The following is a 15,750-nucleotide window of genomic DNA, read 5'->3' on the forward strand; positions in this document are numbered from 1 at the left end:
GGGTGAACCCCGCACCTTACGTCGGGCGCTTTGCGCCGTCTCCCACCGGCCCCCTGCACGCCGGCTCGCTGGTCGCCGCGGTGGCGAGCTTTCTCGACGCCCGCGCGGCCGGCGGGCGCTGGCTGGTGCGCATGGAAGACCTCGACCGTCCGCGTTGCGAGGCGGGCGCGGCAGACACCATCCTGCGCCAGCTGGAGGCGTACGGACTGCACTGGGACGGCGCGGTGCTGGTCCAGTCGCAGCGCGATGATGCCTACGCCGCGGCGCTCGCCACACTGCAGGCCAGCGGAGCGGCCTACCCCTGCGCCTGCAGCCGCAGGCAGCTCGCGCAGGCACCGCGCAGCCACGAGGGTGAGATCATTTACCCCGGTACCTGCCGCAACGGCCTGCCGGCCGGCGCGATCGCGCGTGCGTGGCGGGTGCGGGTACCGGATGTGAGCGCCCGCTTTCACGACCGCATTCACGGCGACCTGCAGCAGAACCTGGCGCGCGACGTCGGCGATTTCATCGTCAGGCGCGCCGATGGCCTGTTCGCCTACCAGCTGGCAGTCGTGGTCGACGATGCCTACCAGGGTGTCACCCACGTCGTGCGCGGCGCCGATCTGCTGTGGAACACCCCGCGCCAGATTTATCTGCAAAGCCTGCTCGGCCTGCCGACGCCGGCCTACGCGCATGTGCCGCTCATCACCAACACCGCCGGGCAGAAACTGTCCAAACAGACGCGGGCGCCCGCCCTGCCCGCCAGCGGGCAGGGCGCGATGCTGGCGCAGGCGCTCGCCGCGCTTGGTCACCCGCCGCCGCCCGGGCTGAGCGAAGCCCGGGCGGCCGAGCTTCTGGTGTGGGCAAGTGCTCACTGGCGGATCGAAAACGTGCCGATCCAAGCGAGGATTGCCAATCCCTCCCTCGCGTTCGACAATCAGCCCTAGCCCTAGCCCTAGCCCTAGCCCTAGCCCCTAGCCCTAGCCCCTAGCCCTAGCCCCTAGCCCCTAGCCCCTAGCCCTTAGCTCCTGATATGGCCCAGCTCCCTCCCGCCGTCGAACAAGTCCTGCGCGTTCACGCCGCATTCATCCACACCGTGGTCAACGCGCTGCGCGACCGCAGCCAGTTGCCCGACCTGCTGAAGCAGCTCGACGCCGCCGAGCAGGCCGGCTGGGCGCGGTTGGTCGGTGCGCTGCGTCATGTCGTCAACGGCCGCCGCGATCCGTCGATCAAGCTGGGGCTGGACGAGGAGGACAGCATCCTGCTCGACGCCATCCTGCGCGGCATCGACAACCCCGCCACGCTGCCGCCGCTCGATGCCCAGCCGGACGGCAGCGCCGCTGCGCCGGGCCTCGCCGCGCTGATCGACGCCGCGGCGCGCGGCGACGCACAGGCGATGTCGGTGCTCGCCAACATGGCCGAGCAGATGATGAAGGCGGGTGGCGACATGGCGCTCCTGGGCGGGCGCATGCGCCGTCTGGTCAATGGCGAGCGCGACGCCGACCCGCTGGCTGCTGGCATGGGGCCGCTGGGGCGCGAACTGCTGATTAGCTTGCTCGACGAGCTGGCCAGGCTGCGGCCGCAGTAGGCGGGCGCGGGGGTACTTTGACAGTGCGTGCCGGCGTCAGCTAAAATGCGCGCCTTTTCGGCGGTCCTGCGCCGGGAAAGCAATCCCCAGGGTGATGTAGCTCAGTCGGTTAGAGCGACGGATTCATAATCCGTAGGTCGGTGGTTCAAGTCCACTCATCACCACCACTTTCCTTTTGCAGCACGGTTCTGCGAAATCTCCGCCCCCAGTCTATTCACTGTCCCGGCACACGCGCATGAAAAAAATCTACATCAAAACCTTCGGCTGTCAGATGAACGAGTACGATTCGGACAAGATGGCCGATGTGCTCAATGTGGCCGAAGGCCTGACCCCGACCGCCACGCCGGACGACGCCGACGTGATTCTGTTCAATACCTGCTCGGTGCGCGAGAAGGCGCAGGAAAAGGTGTTCCACGACCTCGGCCGGGTGCGCCACTTGAAAGTGGCCAACCCGAATCTCATCATCGGCGTCGGCGGCTGCGTGGCCAGCCAGGAGGGCGCGGCGATCGTGTCGCGCGCGCCCTTCGTCGACGTGGTGTTCGGCCCGCAGACGCTGCACCGCCTGCCCGAACTCATCGCGAAAAAACGCGAGACCGGGCGCGCCCAGGTCGACATCAGCTTTCCCGAAATCGAGAAGTTCGACCACCTGCCGCCGGCGCGGGTCGAGGGCGCGTCGGCCTTCGTCTCGATCATGGAAGGCTGCTCCAAGTACTGCACCTTTTGCGTCGTTCCCTACACCCGCGGCGAGGAAGTCTCGCGGCCGTTCGACGACGTCATCGCCGAAGTGTCCGATCTGGCCGGACGCGGGGTGAAGGAAGTCACGCTTCTCGGCCAGAACGTCAACGCCTACCAGGGCGCGCTGCACGACGGCGGCTGCGCCGACTTCGCCTTTTTATTGGAGATGGTGCACGAGATCCCCAGCATCGAGCGCATCCGCTACACCACCAGCCACCCGCGCGAAATGACGCAGCGCCTGATCGACTGCTACGGCAAGCTGCCCAAGCTCGTCTCGCACCTGCACCTGCCGGTGCAGTCCGGGTCCGACCGCATCCTTGCGGCAATGAAGCGCGGCCACAGCGTGCTCGAATTCAAGTCGATCGTGCGCAGGCTGCGCGAACAGCGGCCCGACCTCTGCCTTTCGTCCGACTTCATCGTCGGCTTCCCGGGCGAGACCGAGGCCGATTTCGAGGCGACCATGAAGCTGATCGAGGAACTCGACTTCGACGCCAGCTTTTCCTTCATCTACAGCAAGCGCCCCGGCACCCCGGCGTCGGACTACCCGGACGACGTGACGGCCGAACTGAAGACCCGGCGGCTGATGCGGCTGCAGGCGCAGATCGAGGCGCAGGCGCAGCAGGTGAACCAGGCCATGGTCGGCAGTGTGCAGCGGGTGCTGGTCGAGGGCCACGCGCGCAAGAATGCCGCCGAGCTCGCCGGCCGCACCGACAACAACCGCATCGTCAACTTCGCCGGGCAGCCGCGCCTGATCGGCCGCTTCGTCGACGTCACCATCACCCAGGCCTTGCCGCACAGCCTGCGCGGCGAAGCCGCCCTCACCGAGACCGAAAGCGCTTGAAGACCGACATCGTTGAACTGCGCCTCGCCCCCGAGGACAACCGGCGGCTCGCCAACCTGTGCGGCCCGCTGGACGAGAACCTGCGGCAGATCGAGGCGGCGTTCGACGTCACCATCGGCCGCCGTGGTGCCAGTTTTAGATTCAGCGGCGATGCCGCGCAGGCGGAAAAAGCCGGCCAGGCGATCGAGCATTTCTACAACCGCGCGCACGATGTGCTCTCGCTCGACGACATCCAGCTGGGCCTGGTCGAACTCACGCGCGGCCGCGCCGACGAGGAGGGCCCCGCATTGCGCACGCGGCGGGCCGACCTGCGTGCGCGCACCCCGCGCCAGGGCGAATACATCGAACAGATCCGCAGCCACGACATCACCTTCGGCATCGGCCCGGCCGGCACCGGCAAGACCTATCTGGCGGTGGCCTGCGCGGTCGACGCGTTGGAGCGCGAACAGGTCAAGCGCCTGGTGCTGACGCGTCCCGCGGTGGAAGCCGGCGAGCGGCTCGGCTTCCTGCCCGGCGACCTGACGCAGAAAGTCGATCCCTACCTGCGCCCGCTGTACGACGCGCTGTACGACCTGATGGGCTTCGACAAGGTGACGCGGCTGATCGAGCGCCACGCCATCGAAGTGGCGCCGCTCGCCTTCATGCGCGGGCGCACGCTCAACCACGCCTTCATCATTCTCGACGAGGCGCAGAACACCACCCCCGAGCAGATGCAGATGTTCCTCACCCGCATCGGCTTCGGCGCGCGCGCCGTCGTCACCGGCGACCCGACCCAGATCGACCTGCCCAAGCACGTGAAATCGGGGCTGATGGATGCGGCCGAGGTGCTGGGCGAGGTGCGCGGCATCGCCTTCACCCACTTCCAGTCCGAAGACGTGGTGCGTCATCCGCTGGTCGGCCGCATCGTCGATGCCTACGCCGCGCGCCGTGCGCAAACCGATGGACGACCCTGACCCTGAATTGCGGCTGGCGGTGCAGTTCGCCAGCACCGCGGCCGAACTGCCGGAACGCGCGCAAATCCGCCGCTGGGTTGCTGCCGCGCTGGAACACGATGCGGAAATCACGGTGCGCATCGTCGACGCCGAGGAGGCGCAGTCACTCAACCGGGACTACCGCGACAAGGCCTACGTGCCCAACGTACTGACTTTCGAATACGGCGAGCTGCCCTTGAACAAATCCGGCGCCCGAGTACTCGGCGGCGACGTGGTGATCTGCGCGCCGGTGGTCGAGCGCGAGGCGCGCGAACAGGGCAAGCCGCTGCAGCATCATTACGCCCACATGACCGTCCACGGCGTGCTTCACCTGCAAGGCTACGACCACATCGACCCGGCGGACGCCGACATCATGGAATCGCACGAAATCGCTATACTGAAGCGGTTTCGCATCCCCAATCCCTATTCATCCTGAGCTTTTGCCCACATGGAGCCCGACAGTAGTCCCAAGCCGAGTTTGCTTGAGCGCATTTCCCACTGGCTGATGCGCGAACCCGAAGACCGTGAACAGTTGATCGAACTGCTGCACGGCGCCTACGAAAACAGTCTGATAGATGCCGATGCCCTGGCGATGATCGAAGGCGTGCTGCAGGTGTCCGAAATGCGGGTCGGCGAAATCATGATCCCGCGCGCGCAGATGGAAGTCATCGACATCAACGATGCGCCTGAAATCTTCATTCCGCATGCCATCGAAACCGCGCACTCGCGCTTTCCGGTCATCGACCGGGACCGCGACGACATCATCGGCATCCTGCTGGCAAAAGACCTGCTGCGCCACTACGCCGAGGCCGATGCCGACATCCGCGGCATGCTGCGCCCGGTGGTGTTCATCCCCGAATCGAAGCGGCTCAATGTGCTGTTGAAGGAATTCCGTTCCAACCGCAACCACATCGCCATCGTCGTCGACGAATACGGCGGCGTTGCCGGGCTGGTGACGATCGAGGACGTGCTCGAACAGATCGTCGGCGACATCGAGGACGAATACGACTTCGACGAGACCGAGGACAACATCATCCGCGAAAACGAAGGCGTGTTTCGCGTCAAGGCCGCCACCGAGATCGACGACTTCAACCAGGTCCTCGGCGCACACTTTTCCAGCGAGGAATTCGACACCGTCGGCGGCCTCGTCGTGTCGCGTTTCGGCCACCTGCCCAAGCGCGGCGAATCGGTGAAATTCGACGGATTCAATTTCAGCATCCTGCGTGCCGACAGCCGCCGCCTGCACGCGGTGCGCGTCACCCGCCTGCCGCCGGAAGCGGAGGCGCAACTGCCGCTGGCTTAAGGCGCCGCGCCTGCCCATTCCCCGGCGGCGCAAGCCTTACAGCGTGTGCCGCCGGTCGCCACGGGCGAAGCCGGCCAGCGGCGGGATGGTCCCCTTGCCGAAGCCGATCACCTTGAACAGCTCACCCATTTCTGCTGGCGACACCAGCCGCTGCACCGCGTTGGTCTGCGGCAGCCAGGCCGCCGCGTCGGCAGGCGATGTCTGCATCAGCAACTCGGCGAGGCCGCCGTTCAGCAGAAAGCCCGCCTGGCTGGTGTAGCCCGCGAGTTCGAGCCCCGCCGCCATTCCCGCCCGCGCCACCGCGCTGAAATCGACGTGCGCGGTGAGGTCGGCGAGGCCCGGCAGGTAGAACGGATCGTCTAGCGCGTGGTGGCGGACGTGCGCGCGCAGCGTGCCCATGTGGCGCTGCGGGTGGTAGTACTCGGCGGCGGCAAAGCCGTAGTCGATCAGCAGGAGCAGGCCGCGATCGAGCATTTTTCCGAGCGACGCGACCAGCGCATCGGCTGCCGGGTTGATCTCGGAGAGATAGCCGGGCGCCAGGCCCAGCGCCGCGGCGCGGGCGCGCAGTGCGGGGTCGGCGATGGGGCGGTCCCGCCAGGCGAACGCCTCGCCTTCCAGCGCCACGCCGCGCACAAGCGGTCCGCTTTCCGTCCAGTGCACCAGTTCCACCGGCAGCGCGTCGAGCACCTCGTTGCCGAGGATGGCGCCGCTGAAATGCGCCGGCAATTCGTCCAGCCACTGCACCCGCTCGCACCGATGCGGCAGTTCGCGCGCAATCATGCGCTGCTGGCGTTCGCGCAGATCGGCGCTCACCTCCAGGATGCAATAGCGGGCCGGCACTGCGCCAAGCCGCTCCAGTTCGCCCAGCAGGTCCACCGCCAGCCGCCCGCTGCCGGCGCCCAGTTCCAGCACTTCGCCGCCGGCCTCTGCCAGCAGCGGCGCGATCGCATGCGCCAGCGTGCGGCCGAACAGCGGCGTGAGTTCCGGCGCGGTGACGAAGTCGCCCGCCGCGCCGAATTTCATCGCACCGGCAGCGTAGTAGCCGAGACCCGGCGCATACAGCGCGGCGTCCATGTATCGCGAGAAGGGGATCCAGCCGCCGGCATTTTCGATCAGCGCGCGCAGATGCGCGGCGACGCGCTGGCTGTGGGCGAGGGCGTCGGAGGAGGGAGCGGGCAGCATGCGGCGGGACAGTTCAGGGATAATGCGGAATGGCTGGATAATCCAGAATCGAGTGACTATAAGGGCGAACCCCGATGCAAGGCAAAGTTGTATTGATTACCGGCGGGGCCCGGCGGGTAGGCGCGGCAGCGGCGCGCCTGCTGCACGCGGCCGGTGCCCAGTTGATGATCCACTACCGCAGCTCGGCCACCGAGGCGCGTGTGCTGCAGGACGAACTCAACGCCATCCGCCCCGGCTCGGTGGCCCTGATCCAGGCCGACCTGCACGACACCGGCGGCCTGCCCGGCCTGATCCACCAGACCGTCGCCACCTTCGGCGGCCTCGACGTGCTGCTCAACAATGCGTCGAGCTTCTATCCCACTCCCGTCGGCGACATCACCGAGAAGGACTGGACCGACTTGATGGGCAGCAATCTCAAGGCGCCGATGTTCCTGTCGCAGGCCGCCGCCCCCGAGCTGAAGAAGCGCCGTGGCTGCATCATCAACATCACCGACATCCACGCCGACCGTCCGATGAAAAGCTACGTCGTCTATTCCGTCGCCAAGGCCGGCTTGGTCGGGCTCACCAAGTCGCTGGCGCGCGAGCTGGCGCCTGAAGTACGCGTCAACGGCATCGCGCCGGGGCCGGTCATGTGGCCCGAGGGCGATGCGAATTTCGACGAGGTCTCGCGCCAGCGCATTGTCTCGCACACCATGCTGAAACGCGCCGGCGATCCCAGCGACATTGCGCTGGCGGTGCGCTTCTTCGCGATGGATACGCACTACGTGACGGGGCAGATCCTGGCGGTCGACGGCGGGCGCAGCGCGAAGCTTTAGCCGGCGCCAAAGCCTGCAGCCTCGTCATGGCCAGCACCCGGTAGAGCATCAGCGCCGCGAGGCGGTTCAGTTCGTCATCAGCCCACACCGCGCGCAAGCGCGATGCCACCCTGCGTGAGCCGAAGCGCAGGATGTTGCGGTCCGGCCCGCGGCCTTGCTTCGACACTGTCGTTTGCCGACGACAGCGCCCGCTGCCCCCGGCTCGAGTCAAGCCTGTCGCCTCTGGCCGCGGGCGGCGAATGGAGAGCCGGAATGGGCCTGCTCCAGCGCCGCTGTCTTTTCCGCGTCCGCTTCGGGCACCGGGGTTTGCGCGGCGCTGTCCGTAAGCTTGGCCAGGCTGGGGCTGGCGGAATGCATCGCCATGTTTCCGGAAATGACGCCGCCTTCCTCGACCATCAGTGCGCCGTAGCGGATCGTGCCGTTGACCCGGCCGGTGGCATACACCACCAGGCGCTTGCGGGCGGTCAGTTCGCCCTCGAAGGTGCCGCGCACTTCCGCCACGTCGATCTCGGCCTTGCCCGAAAATATGCCGCCTTCGGCGATACGGATGTCGCGGCTGTTCATCGAGGCTTCCACGCGGCCTTCCACCACCAGGATTTCGCAATCGGTGATTTCGGAGCCTTTCAGCTTGATGTTGGGGCCGACGATGAGCTTGCTGCCCTCGTCGTTGCGCGTGGATTTGGCAGCCTGCGGCAGGGTTTCCTCGCGGACCGTCTCGGCCGGCCTGGGGGATTCGGCCGGTTTGGCCGGGTAGCCGGTATGGCCCGGCCGGGCCGTGTCGTTTCTGGAATTGCCGGAGTGCATGAAGGTCTTGAGCATGGAATGGGTCTCTTTCGGTGCTGGGTTGTAAAACGCTCTGGTGTGGTTGCGGCCGGAACTGGCCGCAGGAGGCACGTAGCAATACGCGCACCAGCAGTGAAAACCTTTTTAAAAACAGTCAGATAAAGCGTCCGATGGAGGCAGGTACGCGGCAAAAACGGGGCCAAATGTCGCTCAATGGCGACACCGTATCCGGCGGATTTGAATCATTCCTCGATAAAACAGCAAGATAGGAAGGATTGTGCATGTCGCCCGATGGCGACATGCACCCGGTATCGGCGGGCAGAATGGTTCGGTGCGGTTGCGGGAAGCCGCGGCCGCGCTGTCGTGAATTTCAGCGCCTATATCGTCTCGCGCACGCTTCCCCGGCTGACGCTTTCGCCATCACGCGGCCGCAGCGACCAGAACGACAGCGATGACAGCATCGTCAAGCCGCCCAGCGTCAGAAAGGCGTAGTGCAGCGCGGCCGTCACCGCCGCGCGGTCGGTCTGCGGCAGGTCGCCCAGATACCCGCCGGCGATCAGCGAGCCGCAGGCCAGCCCGAAGCTCATCGACATCTGCTGCAGCGAACTGGCGATGGTGCTGGCTGCGCTCGAATCGGGAATGTCGATGTCGGCGTAGGCCAGCGAATTCATGCTGGTGAATTGCAGCGAATTGAAGAAGCCCAAAGCCAGGCCCAGCAGCACGATCAGCATGATCGGCATCGCCGGGACCACCAGCGAGAACAGGCAGACGACGACGCCGATCATGACCGTGTTCACGATCAGGATGCGCCGGTAGCCAAAGCGCGCCAGCACCCGCGCGGAGACAAGCTTCATGCTCATGGCCGCCGCCGCGATCGGCATCATCAGCAGCCCCGACTGCCACGCCGGCATCCCCAGGCCGAGCTGGAAAAGCAGCGGCAGCAGGAGCGGCATCCCGCCCACCCCCAGACGCGTGAGAAAGCCGCCGATCACCGAGACGCGGAAGGTGCGCACCCGGAACAGCCCCAGCCGCAGCAGCGGATGCGGCGCCTGGCGGGCGTGCCAGACATACGCCGCCAGCAGGCCGAGGCTGAGCGCCAGCAGCAGGGCCGCCGAGGCCGTGCCGAGTTCGTGCTCGCTGAAGATTTCCAGCAGCCAGGACAGCAGCGCCGCGCCGCTGCCGAACAGCACCAGGCCGACGACATCCAGCGGGCGCCGTGTCTCGCCCCGGTAATCCGGCATGTAGCGATACGCCAGCCACAGCGCTATCAGCCCCACCGGCACGTTGATGAAAAAAATGGTGTGCCACGACAGCCAGTGCACGATCAGGCCGCCGACCGTGGGCCCGAGCAGGGGCCCGATCAGCGCCGGGATGATGACGAAATTCATCGCCCGCAGCAGCTCCGATTTGGGAAAGGTGCGGATGATCGCCAGCCGCCCCACCGGCATCATCATCGCCGCGCCGACGCCCTGCAGGATGCGCCCCGCCACCAGCATCGGCAGGTTCTGCGCCAGGCCGCACAGGATCGAGGACAGGGTGAAGAGAGCGATCGCAATACCGAACACGCGGCGCGTGCCGAAGCGGTCCGCCATCCAGCCGCTGACCGGAATGCACACTGCCAGGCTCAGGATGTAGCTGGTCACCACCGCCTTCAGGCTCAAGGGCGTCACCTGCAGGCCCTCCGCCATCGCCGGCACCGCCGTATTGACGATGGTGGTGTCCAGCTGTTCCATGAACAGCGCCACGGCCACGACCCAGGGCAGGTAGGTTTTGACCGTGGAGGGGTTCATCTGTGCAGGTGGGGGTAGGGCAGTACCGGACAAACTAGTTTACGTCAGCCTGCGCCCAACCAACTGGTATGGGCGGATTAACCTCCATGCCGTCCCGTCACACAGCGCATAATCGCGGCTGAACTGACCCCATGTATTCTTCCCCGTTATTTTCGTGGTGACCCGCAGTGCCTGACACGATTGATCCTGTTGTGAGCTGGACCGAGGCCGACGCGAGCCGGTCTGCCCGCTGGCGCTCGGAGGGTGGCGCGCCGCCGCCCAGGCGCGTGATGGTCGTCGACGACCGCCTCAGCGCGGATGCGGCCTTTCGTCTGGCCAGCGAGGGCACCGCGCTGCTGTGGCGCGGCGATTTTCAGAATGCGCGCCAATTGCTGCAGGCCATGGCGCGCCGCATCGACCGCAAGCCACGCAAGCCTGCGTCGTCGCCGGCCGAGGCCTTCAATTTTCATCGTCAGGCCCAGTCCCAGCGCGCCCGCACCCTGGGGATGCTGCTGCTGCCGCTGGAGGCGGATTTCAGCATTCCCTTGCGCCGCGCGCCGAATGTCAAAGAAGCCTGCGCCGAAGCCTACGGCGTGGGGGAGGAGCCCTCGGTGGTTTCGCTGCGCGAATTGCTCGGCGTGATCGGCGCCCACGAATGGCGCAAGAAAGGCGTGGATATCCCCGAACTCGGCGAGCGCATTCATCCGCACTATGGGGTGTTTTCGCCGGTGCGCGGCGAATATCTGAAGCTGGTGGCCGCGGCGCCACTGCCGACATCGAAGCTGGCTTTCGACATCGGCACCGGAACCGGCGTGCTGGCGGCGCTGCTGGCCAAGCGCGGGGTCAAGCATGTCGTTGCCACCGACCAGGACCCGCGCGCCCTGGCGTGTGCACGCCAGAATGTCGCCCGGCTTGGACTCGCGGGGCGGGTGGATGTGATCGAGGCCGATCTGTTCCCGCAAGGGCGCGCACCGCTTATCATCTGCAATCCGCCGTGGCTACCCGCGCGCGCCAACTCGCCGCTCGAACATGCGATCTACGACCCGGACAGCCGCATGCTGCGGGGCTTCCTGAACGGGCTGGCGGCGCATCTGGAGCCGGGCGGCGAAGGCTGGCTGATCCTGTCGGACCTGGCCGAACATCTGGGGCTGCGCAGCCGCGAGAGCTTGCTCGCCGCGTTCGATGCAGCCGGATTGAGCGTGGTGGAGCGGATGGACACCCGGCCCACGCATCCCCGCGCCGCGGACGACAGCGACCCGCTGCATGCCGCGCGCGCGGCCGAGGTCACCTCGCTGTGGCGCCTCATCGCACGCAAGGCTTAATCAATAAACGCCCCACGCTTTACAGGAAAATGCACCATGAATACCCGCCGCCATCTGTTTACCTCCGAGTCCGTGTCGGAAGGCCATCCGGACAAGATCGCCGACCAGATTTCGGACGCCATCCTCGACGCTTTCCTGACTGAAGAAGCCGAGGCCAAGGTCGCCTGTGAAACGCTGGTGGCCGACAACCTGGTGGTGATCACCGGCGAATTCAAAACCGTGCGCAAGGAGCTGTTCGACGAGGTGCGGGCCCGCGCCGAATCCATCGCCCGCCAAGTCCTGCGTGACATCGGCTACCGTGACGCCGAAACCGGCATCGACCCCGACGCCTGCGAAGTGCAGGTCCGCTTCAACCACCAGTCGATCCAGATTCACAAAGGCATCACCCTCGAAGGCGGCGACATCGGCGCCGGCGACCAGGGCCTGATGTTCGGCTACGCCTGCGACGAAACCCCCGACCTGATGCCCTATCCCCTCTGGCTCGCGCACCGGCTGGTGCAAAAGCAGGCCGCGCTGCGCAAGTCCGGCGTCTTGCCGTGGCTGCGTCCCGACGCAAAAAGCCAGGTCACCGTGGCCTACGAAGGCAACAAGATGGCCGGCGTCGAAACCGTGATCATCTCCACCCAGATCGCGCGTGGCCTCGACCCCGCCTGGGTCGCGCAGGAAGTTGCGCGCGAAATCGTCGACCCCCTCGTGCCGGCCGAGCTGCGCACGCCGACCTTCAGGCTGTGGGTGAACCCCGCCGGTCCGTTCGAAATCGGCGGCCCCAACGGCGACACCGGCCTCACCGGCCGCAAGATCATCGTCGACACCTACGGCGGCTCCTGCCCGCACGGCGGCGGTGCGTTTTCCGGCAAGGATCCCACCAAGGTCGACCGCTCGGCCGCCTACATGGCGCGCTACATCGCCAAGAACCTCGTCGCGGCAGGCTATGCCAAACGATGCCTGGTGCAGCTGGCCTACGCCATCGGCGTCGCCGAGCCGGTGTCCCTGCTGGTCGATACCTACGGCACCGGAACCGTATCCGATGAAAAGCTGGAAGACATGGTGCGCTGCAGCTTCAGGCTCACCCCGCGCGGCATCATCGAAAGCCTCGACCTGAGACGGCCCATCTACCGGAAGACCGCAGCGTACGGGCATTTCGGTCGGGCCGAGCCGGAGTTCACCTGGGAGCGTACGGATCAGGCGGAGAAGCTGACGGGGTACAAGGGCTGATGCGGGTTGGGTGTTGGGGTTGGGCAGTGCGTTTGTTTTCAAACCAGAAAATCAATCGTGTCGGACCCCATTTGTAAACAGAGCGGCCACTTTTTCGTAAGTTGTGGCTACAACATGAATTAGCAAGAGCCACAGAAACAAGGACATGACTCCGGAGCCGAAGCCACCATAGCTATCTGGAGTCATTTCTAGGAACCTACCTAAATTAGTTGGTCCGATATTAGATACGATCGAGTCCCCTGGCATGAAATAAAGCCACTTAAACCAGAGCCAAATATCACTGATGGTTACGGCGCCATCAGAATTTATGTCTGCCACGAAGTCCCACAATCGGTATTGTCTCCAGTCTTCATGTATCACGTAATCCCATAGCTGATTTCCTCCTTAGATGAACCATATTGCGCTGCGCATACAACTGCGTATGCCAGGCGTCGAAAGGTTCGGCTGCTATGCCAGCGAGAGGGGAATACAGAATTTCACTCGGCTAAGTGAACTGTTTTCGGTATTAGATTGCCCCTGGCTGCCAAGCGCGAAAACTCCAGCAACAACTCCGATGCCACCTTTTGTTCCTGTGTCCTCCTTTACTTCTAGTGCCACGTCGAACTGAACAAGTTGTGCGACCTTCCCCGTCCCAGAAAGTAGTAATCCATGCTTTGCATGTTCCTTATAGTCGCCGAGAAGGTTCGGGTTGATTGAAGCTCCGGATTGCTGAACTGAATCTTGAGCGGCTTTTACGCCTTCAACGATTTGTTGAAGCGTCTCTGAAACAAAGTCTTTTAAATCCATCGTCTCTCCTCGAAATCTGCCGCAGGTTCAAAATCAATAACCCGCTTTCAATCTAAGCGCTTGTACCCCCGATACCACTCCACCCACTTCCCGATCCCATACTCCAGCGATGTCGCCGGCTTGAAGCCGGTGTCGCGGATGAGGTCGTCGACGTCCGCGTAAGTCGCCTGCACGTCGCCGTCCTGCATCGGCAGGAAGTTCTTCTTCGCCTCCTGCCCCAGCGCCTTCTCGATGGTGCCGATGAAATCCATCAGTTGCACCGGAGTGTGGTTGCCGATGTTGTAGACGCGGTAGGGTGCGTGGCTCGATGCCGGGTCGGGGTTGGCGTGGTCGAAGTCGGGGTTGGGTTGCGGGATGCGGTCGAGCACTTTCACGGTGCCGTCGGCGATGTCGTCGATGTAGGTGAAGTCGCGCATCATGTCGCCGTGGTTGAAGACGTCGATGGTGCGGCCTTCCAATATGGCTGAAGTGAACAGCCACGGCGACATGTCGGGCCGGCCCCACGGGCCGTAGACGGTGAAGTAGCGCAGCCCCGTGGTGGGCAGGCCGTAGAGGTGCGAGTAGGTGTGCGCCATCAGCTCGTTGGCCTTCTTGCTGGCGGCATACAGGCTCACCGGGTGGTTGACCGGGTCGTGGGTGGAGAACGGGATCTTGGTGTTGGCGCCATACACGGAAGACGAGCTGGCGTAGACGAAGTGCTTGACGCCGTGGTGGCGGCAGCCTTCGAGCAGGTTGGCGAAGCCGACGATGTTCGACTGCACGTAGGCGTGCGGATTCTTCAGCGAGTAACGCACGCCGGCCTGCGCGGCGAGGTTGATGACGGCGTCGAAGTGGCCCTTCTCGAACAGATCCTCCATCATCATGCGGTCGGAGATGTCGTCCTTGAGGAAGCGGAAGTTGGGGAAGGGCTTCAGCTGCTCCAGCCGCGCCAGCTTGAGCGCCGTGTCGTAGTAGTCGTTGAGGTTGTCGATGCCGATGACCTCGTCGCCGCGTTTGAGCAGGATCTGTGCGACGTGCATGCCGATGAATCCGGCGGCGCCGGTGAGCAGGATTTTCATGATCTGGCCTCCAAGGTGGCATCGATTCTAGCATCGGCGCCTTTACAATCCGGCGATGCCCACCCTGCGCCTGCTATTCGACTGGACGATCTACCGGCTGGTCCTGCTGCTGGCAGCGCCGCTGATTCCGCTACGCCTGTTGTGGCGTGGCCGCCGCGAGCGCGGCTACCTGCAACACTGGAACGAACGGCTGGCGCTCGGCCCTGCGCCGGCGGCCGGCGCGCTGTGGATCCATGCGGTGTCGGTCGGCGAGATGCGCGCGGCGCAGCCGCTGATCGCCGCCCTGCGCGCCGCGCACCCGGATGCCCCGGTGCTGCTCAGCTGCATGACGCCGACCGGGCGCGCCACCGCCGAAGCGCTGTATGGCAGCTTTGCGGCCATCGTCTATCTGCCCTACGACTACACCTGGCTGGTGCGCCGCTTCCTGCGCCGCATGCAGCCGCGTGCCGGCATCCTGATGGAGACCGAGCTGTGGCCCAATCTCATCCATGCCGCGGCGCGCCGCAGGATTCCCATGGTGTTGGCGAACGCGCGGCTGTCGGTGCGCTCGGCGCGCGGCTACACGCGGCTGCCGGCGCTGACGCGGGCGTGCCTCGCGCGCATCGCCACCGTCGCCGCGCAGAGCGAGGCCGACGCCGCGCGCCTGCTCGGGCTGGGCGCCGCGTCGACGCATGTCAGCGGCAATCTCAAGTTCGACATCGCGCCGCCGCCTGCGCTGCTCGAACGCGGCGCAGCCTGGACGGTGCAATGGGGACAGCGCCCGGTGCTGCTGGCGGCGAGTACGCGCGAAGGCGAGGAGGCGCCGCTGCTGCGCGCGTTTGCCGCAGCCGCACCGGCCGGGCTGCTGCTGGTGCTGGTGCCGCGCCATCCGCAGCGTTTCGACGCGGTGGCCGGATTGATCGAAGCGGCGGGGCTGGCATATCAGCGGCGCAGCGCGCTGGACGGGGCGCAACTGCAAGCCGGCACACGGGTGCTGCTGGGCGACAGCCTCGGCGAATTGTTCGCCTATTACGCCGCGTGCGATGTCGCCTTCGTCGGCGGCAGTCTGCTGCCGCTGGGCGGGCAGAACCTGATCGAGGCGGCGAGCGTGGGGCGGCCGGTGCTGGTGGGGCCGCACACCTTCAATTTCGAGGAGGCGACGCGGCGGGCGATCGAGGCGGGCGCGGCGGTGCGGGTGAACGATGCCGGCGAGCTGCTGGAGCGCGCACTGCAGCTGCTGGGCGATGATGCGGCACGCGCCCGCATGGGCGCGGCCGGGCTGGCGTTTGCCGCGCACCATCGCGGCGCGGCGGCGCGGGTGGCGGGGCTTGTGTCGCCGTTGCTGAAGACGGCGCAATGATGATCGGCGCGCGGCGGGCCTGCTACAGGTAGAGCACCCGCAAGCACCCCAAAGGGCATAAAGG

General features: G+C 65.7%; 15 protein-coding genes and 1 tRNA gene. 11 read left to right on the plus strand and 5 right to left on the minus strand.

Features of this window, described 5'->3' with window-relative positions; genetic code table 11:
* Window positions 1-2 precede the first annotated feature (2 nt).
* The 7 genes from gluQRS (at window position 3) to B059_RS0110925 (ending at window position 5,417) form a co-directional block, all read left to right on the plus strand.
* Window positions 3-926 (plus strand): tRNA glutamyl-Q(34) synthetase GluQRS, encoded by a 924-nt coding sequence (gene gluQRS, locus B059_RS0110895; protein ID WP_018078287.1) that lies wholly within the window; start codon window positions 3-5, stop codon window positions 924-926.
* A gap of 86 nt (window positions 927-1,012) precedes the next feature.
* Window positions 1,013-1,567 (plus strand): hypothetical protein, encoded by a 555-nt coding sequence (locus B059_RS0110900; RefSeq protein WP_018078288.1) that lies wholly within the window; start codon window positions 1,013-1,015, stop codon window positions 1,565-1,567.
* Window positions 1,568-1,657: 90 nt separating this feature from the next.
* Window positions 1,658-1,734: transfer RNA gene (locus B059_RS0110905), tRNA-Met, on the plus strand.
* A 68-nt stretch (window positions 1,735-1,802) separates the two neighbouring features.
* Window positions 1,803-3,143 (plus strand): tRNA (N6-isopentenyl adenosine(37)-C2)-methylthiotransferase MiaB, encoded by a 1,341-nt coding sequence (miaB, locus tag B059_RS0110910; RefSeq protein WP_026177456.1) that lies wholly within the window; start codon window positions 1,803-1,805, stop codon window positions 3,141-3,143.
* The gene (locus B059_RS0110915) at window positions 3,140-4,096 is read left to right on the plus strand and encodes a PhoH family protein (protein WP_018078289.1); all 957 of its coding nucleotides are present in this window, start codon (window positions 3,140-3,142) and stop codon (window positions 4,094-4,096) included. Before miaB ends, B059_RS0110915 begins: the two co-directional genes overlap by 4 nt.
* The gene (gene ybeY / locus B059_RS0110920; RefSeq protein ID WP_018078290.1) at window positions 4,053-4,550 is read left to right on the plus strand and encodes an rRNA maturation RNase YbeY; all 498 of its coding nucleotides are present in this window, start codon (window positions 4,053-4,055) and stop codon (window positions 4,548-4,550) included. Before B059_RS0110915 ends, ybeY begins: the two co-directional genes overlap by 44 nt.
* Before the next feature lie 12 nt (window positions 4,551-4,562).
* Complete coding sequence (locus tag B059_RS0110925; RefSeq protein ID WP_018078291.1) at window positions 4,563-5,417, plus strand: HlyC/CorC family transporter; 855 nt, start codon at window positions 4,563-4,565, stop codon at window positions 5,415-5,417.
* Window positions 5,418-5,453: 36 nt separating this feature from the next.
* Here the strand turns inward: B059_RS0110925 and B059_RS0110930 are convergent, their stop codons facing one another.
* Complete coding sequence (locus B059_RS0110930) at window positions 5,454-6,599, minus strand: class I SAM-dependent methyltransferase (RefSeq protein ID WP_018078292.1); 1,146 nt, start codon at window positions 6,597-6,599, stop codon at window positions 5,454-5,456.
* 74 nt (window positions 6,600-6,673) lie between these two features.
* Between B059_RS0110930 and B059_RS0110935 the strand changes: the two genes are divergently transcribed.
* A complete protein-coding gene (locus tag B059_RS0110935; protein WP_018078293.1) occupies window positions 6,674-7,414 on the plus strand; it encodes a pteridine reductase in 741 nt (246 codons plus the stop codon).
* Between the two features lie 207 nt (window positions 7,415-7,621).
* Here the strand turns inward: B059_RS0110935 and B059_RS0110940 are convergent, their stop codons facing one another.
* Both B059_RS0110940 and B059_RS0110945 read right to left on the minus strand, forming a co-directional pair.
* A complete protein-coding gene (locus tag B059_RS0110940) occupies window positions 7,622-8,233 on the minus strand; it encodes a bactofilin family protein (RefSeq protein ID WP_018078294.1) in 612 nt (203 codons plus the stop codon).
* 341 nt (window positions 8,234-8,574) lie between these two features.
* Window positions 8,575-9,987: a DHA2 family efflux MFS transporter permease subunit gene (locus tag B059_RS0110945; protein WP_018078295.1), complete on the minus strand. Its 1,413-nt coding sequence runs from the start codon at window positions 9,985-9,987 to the stop codon at window positions 8,575-8,577.
* 191 nt (window positions 9,988-10,178) lie between these two features.
* Between B059_RS0110945 and B059_RS0110950 the strand changes: the two genes are divergently transcribed.
* Both B059_RS0110950 and metK read left to right on the plus strand, forming a co-directional pair.
* Window positions 10,179-11,288: a methyltransferase gene (locus B059_RS0110950; protein WP_018078296.1), complete on the plus strand. Its 1,110-nt coding sequence runs from the start codon at window positions 10,179-10,181 to the stop codon at window positions 11,286-11,288.
* Window positions 11,289-11,324: 36 nt separating this feature from the next.
* Window positions 11,325-12,503 carry a methionine adenosyltransferase gene (gene metK / locus B059_RS0110955; RefSeq protein ID WP_018078297.1) on the plus strand — a complete coding sequence of 393 codons (1,179 nt, stop codon included), beginning with the start codon at window positions 11,325-11,327 and terminating at the stop codon, window positions 12,501-12,503.
* Between the two features lie 447 nt (window positions 12,504-12,950).
* Here metK and B059_RS20800 read toward each other — a convergent pair whose 3' ends face one another.
* Window positions 12,951-13,289: a hypothetical protein gene (locus tag B059_RS20800; protein WP_157273679.1), complete on the minus strand. Its 339-nt coding sequence runs from the start codon at window positions 13,287-13,289 to the stop codon at window positions 12,951-12,953.
* 47 nt (window positions 13,290-13,336) lie between these two features.
* Window positions 13,337-14,347 (minus strand): NAD-dependent epimerase, encoded by a 1,011-nt coding sequence (locus B059_RS0110960; RefSeq protein ID WP_018078298.1) that lies wholly within the window; start codon window positions 14,345-14,347, stop codon window positions 13,337-13,339.
* A gap of 55 nt (window positions 14,348-14,402) precedes the next feature.
* Between B059_RS0110960 and waaA the strand changes: the two genes are divergently transcribed.
* Window positions 14,403-15,686, plus strand: a complete 1,284-nt coding sequence (waaA, locus tag B059_RS0110965; RefSeq protein WP_018078299.1) for a lipid IV(A) 3-deoxy-D-manno-octulosonic acid transferase — start codon at window positions 14,403-14,405, stop codon at window positions 15,684-15,686.
* The last annotated feature ends 64 nt before the right edge of the window (window positions 15,687-15,750 follow it).

This window comes from Thiobacillus denitrificans DSM 12475 (genome assembly GCF_000376425.1).
Lineage (GTDB): Bacteria > Pseudomonadota > Gammaproteobacteria > Burkholderiales > Thiobacillaceae > Thiobacillus > Thiobacillus denitrificans.

What these genes read in the sequence shown, in the direction of transcription:
- B059_RS0110900 (WP_018078288.1), top strand. Translation starts at nt 1,013, where the DNA reads ATGGCCCAGCTCCCTCCCGCCGTCGAACAAGTCCTGCGCGTTCACGCC.
- miaB (WP_026177456.1), top strand. Translation starts at nt 1,803, where the DNA reads ATGAAAAAAATCTACATCAAAACCTTCGGCTGTCAGATGAACGAGTAC.
- ybeY (WP_018078290.1), top strand. Translation starts at nt 4,053, where the DNA reads ATGCCTACGCCGCGCGCCGTGCGCAAACCGATGGACGACCCTGACCCT.
- B059_RS0110925 (WP_018078291.1), top strand. Translation starts at nt 4,563, where the DNA reads ATGGAGCCCGACAGTAGTCCCAAGCCGAGTTTGCTTGAGCGCATTTCC.
- B059_RS0110930 (WP_018078292.1), bottom strand. Translation starts at nt 6,599, where the DNA reads ATGCTGCCCGCTCCCTCCTCCGACGCCCTCGCCCACAGCCAGCGCGTC.
- B059_RS0110935 (WP_018078293.1), top strand. Translation starts at nt 6,674, where the DNA reads ATGCAAGGCAAAGTTGTATTGATTACCGGCGGGGCCCGGCGGGTAGGC.
- B059_RS0110940 (WP_018078294.1), bottom strand. Translation starts at nt 8,233, where the DNA reads ATGCTCAAGACCTTCATGCACTCCGGCAATTCCAGAAACGACACGGCC.
- B059_RS0110945 (WP_018078295.1), bottom strand. Translation starts at nt 9,987, where the DNA reads ATGAACCCCTCCACGGTCAAAACCTACCTGCCCTGGGTCGTGGCCGTG.
- metK (WP_018078297.1), top strand. Translation starts at nt 11,325, where the DNA reads ATGAATACCCGCCGCCATCTGTTTACCTCCGAGTCCGTGTCGGAAGGC.
- B059_RS20800 (WP_157273679.1), bottom strand. Translation starts at nt 13,289, where the DNA reads ATGGATTTAAAAGACTTTGTTTCAGAGACGCTTCAACAAATCGTTGAA.
- B059_RS0110960 (WP_018078298.1), bottom strand. Translation starts at nt 14,347, where the DNA reads ATGAAAATCCTGCTCACCGGCGCCGCCGGATTCATCGGCATGCACGTC.
- waaA (WP_018078299.1), top strand. Translation starts at nt 14,403, where the DNA reads ATGCCCACCCTGCGCCTGCTATTCGACTGGACGATCTACCGGCTGGTC.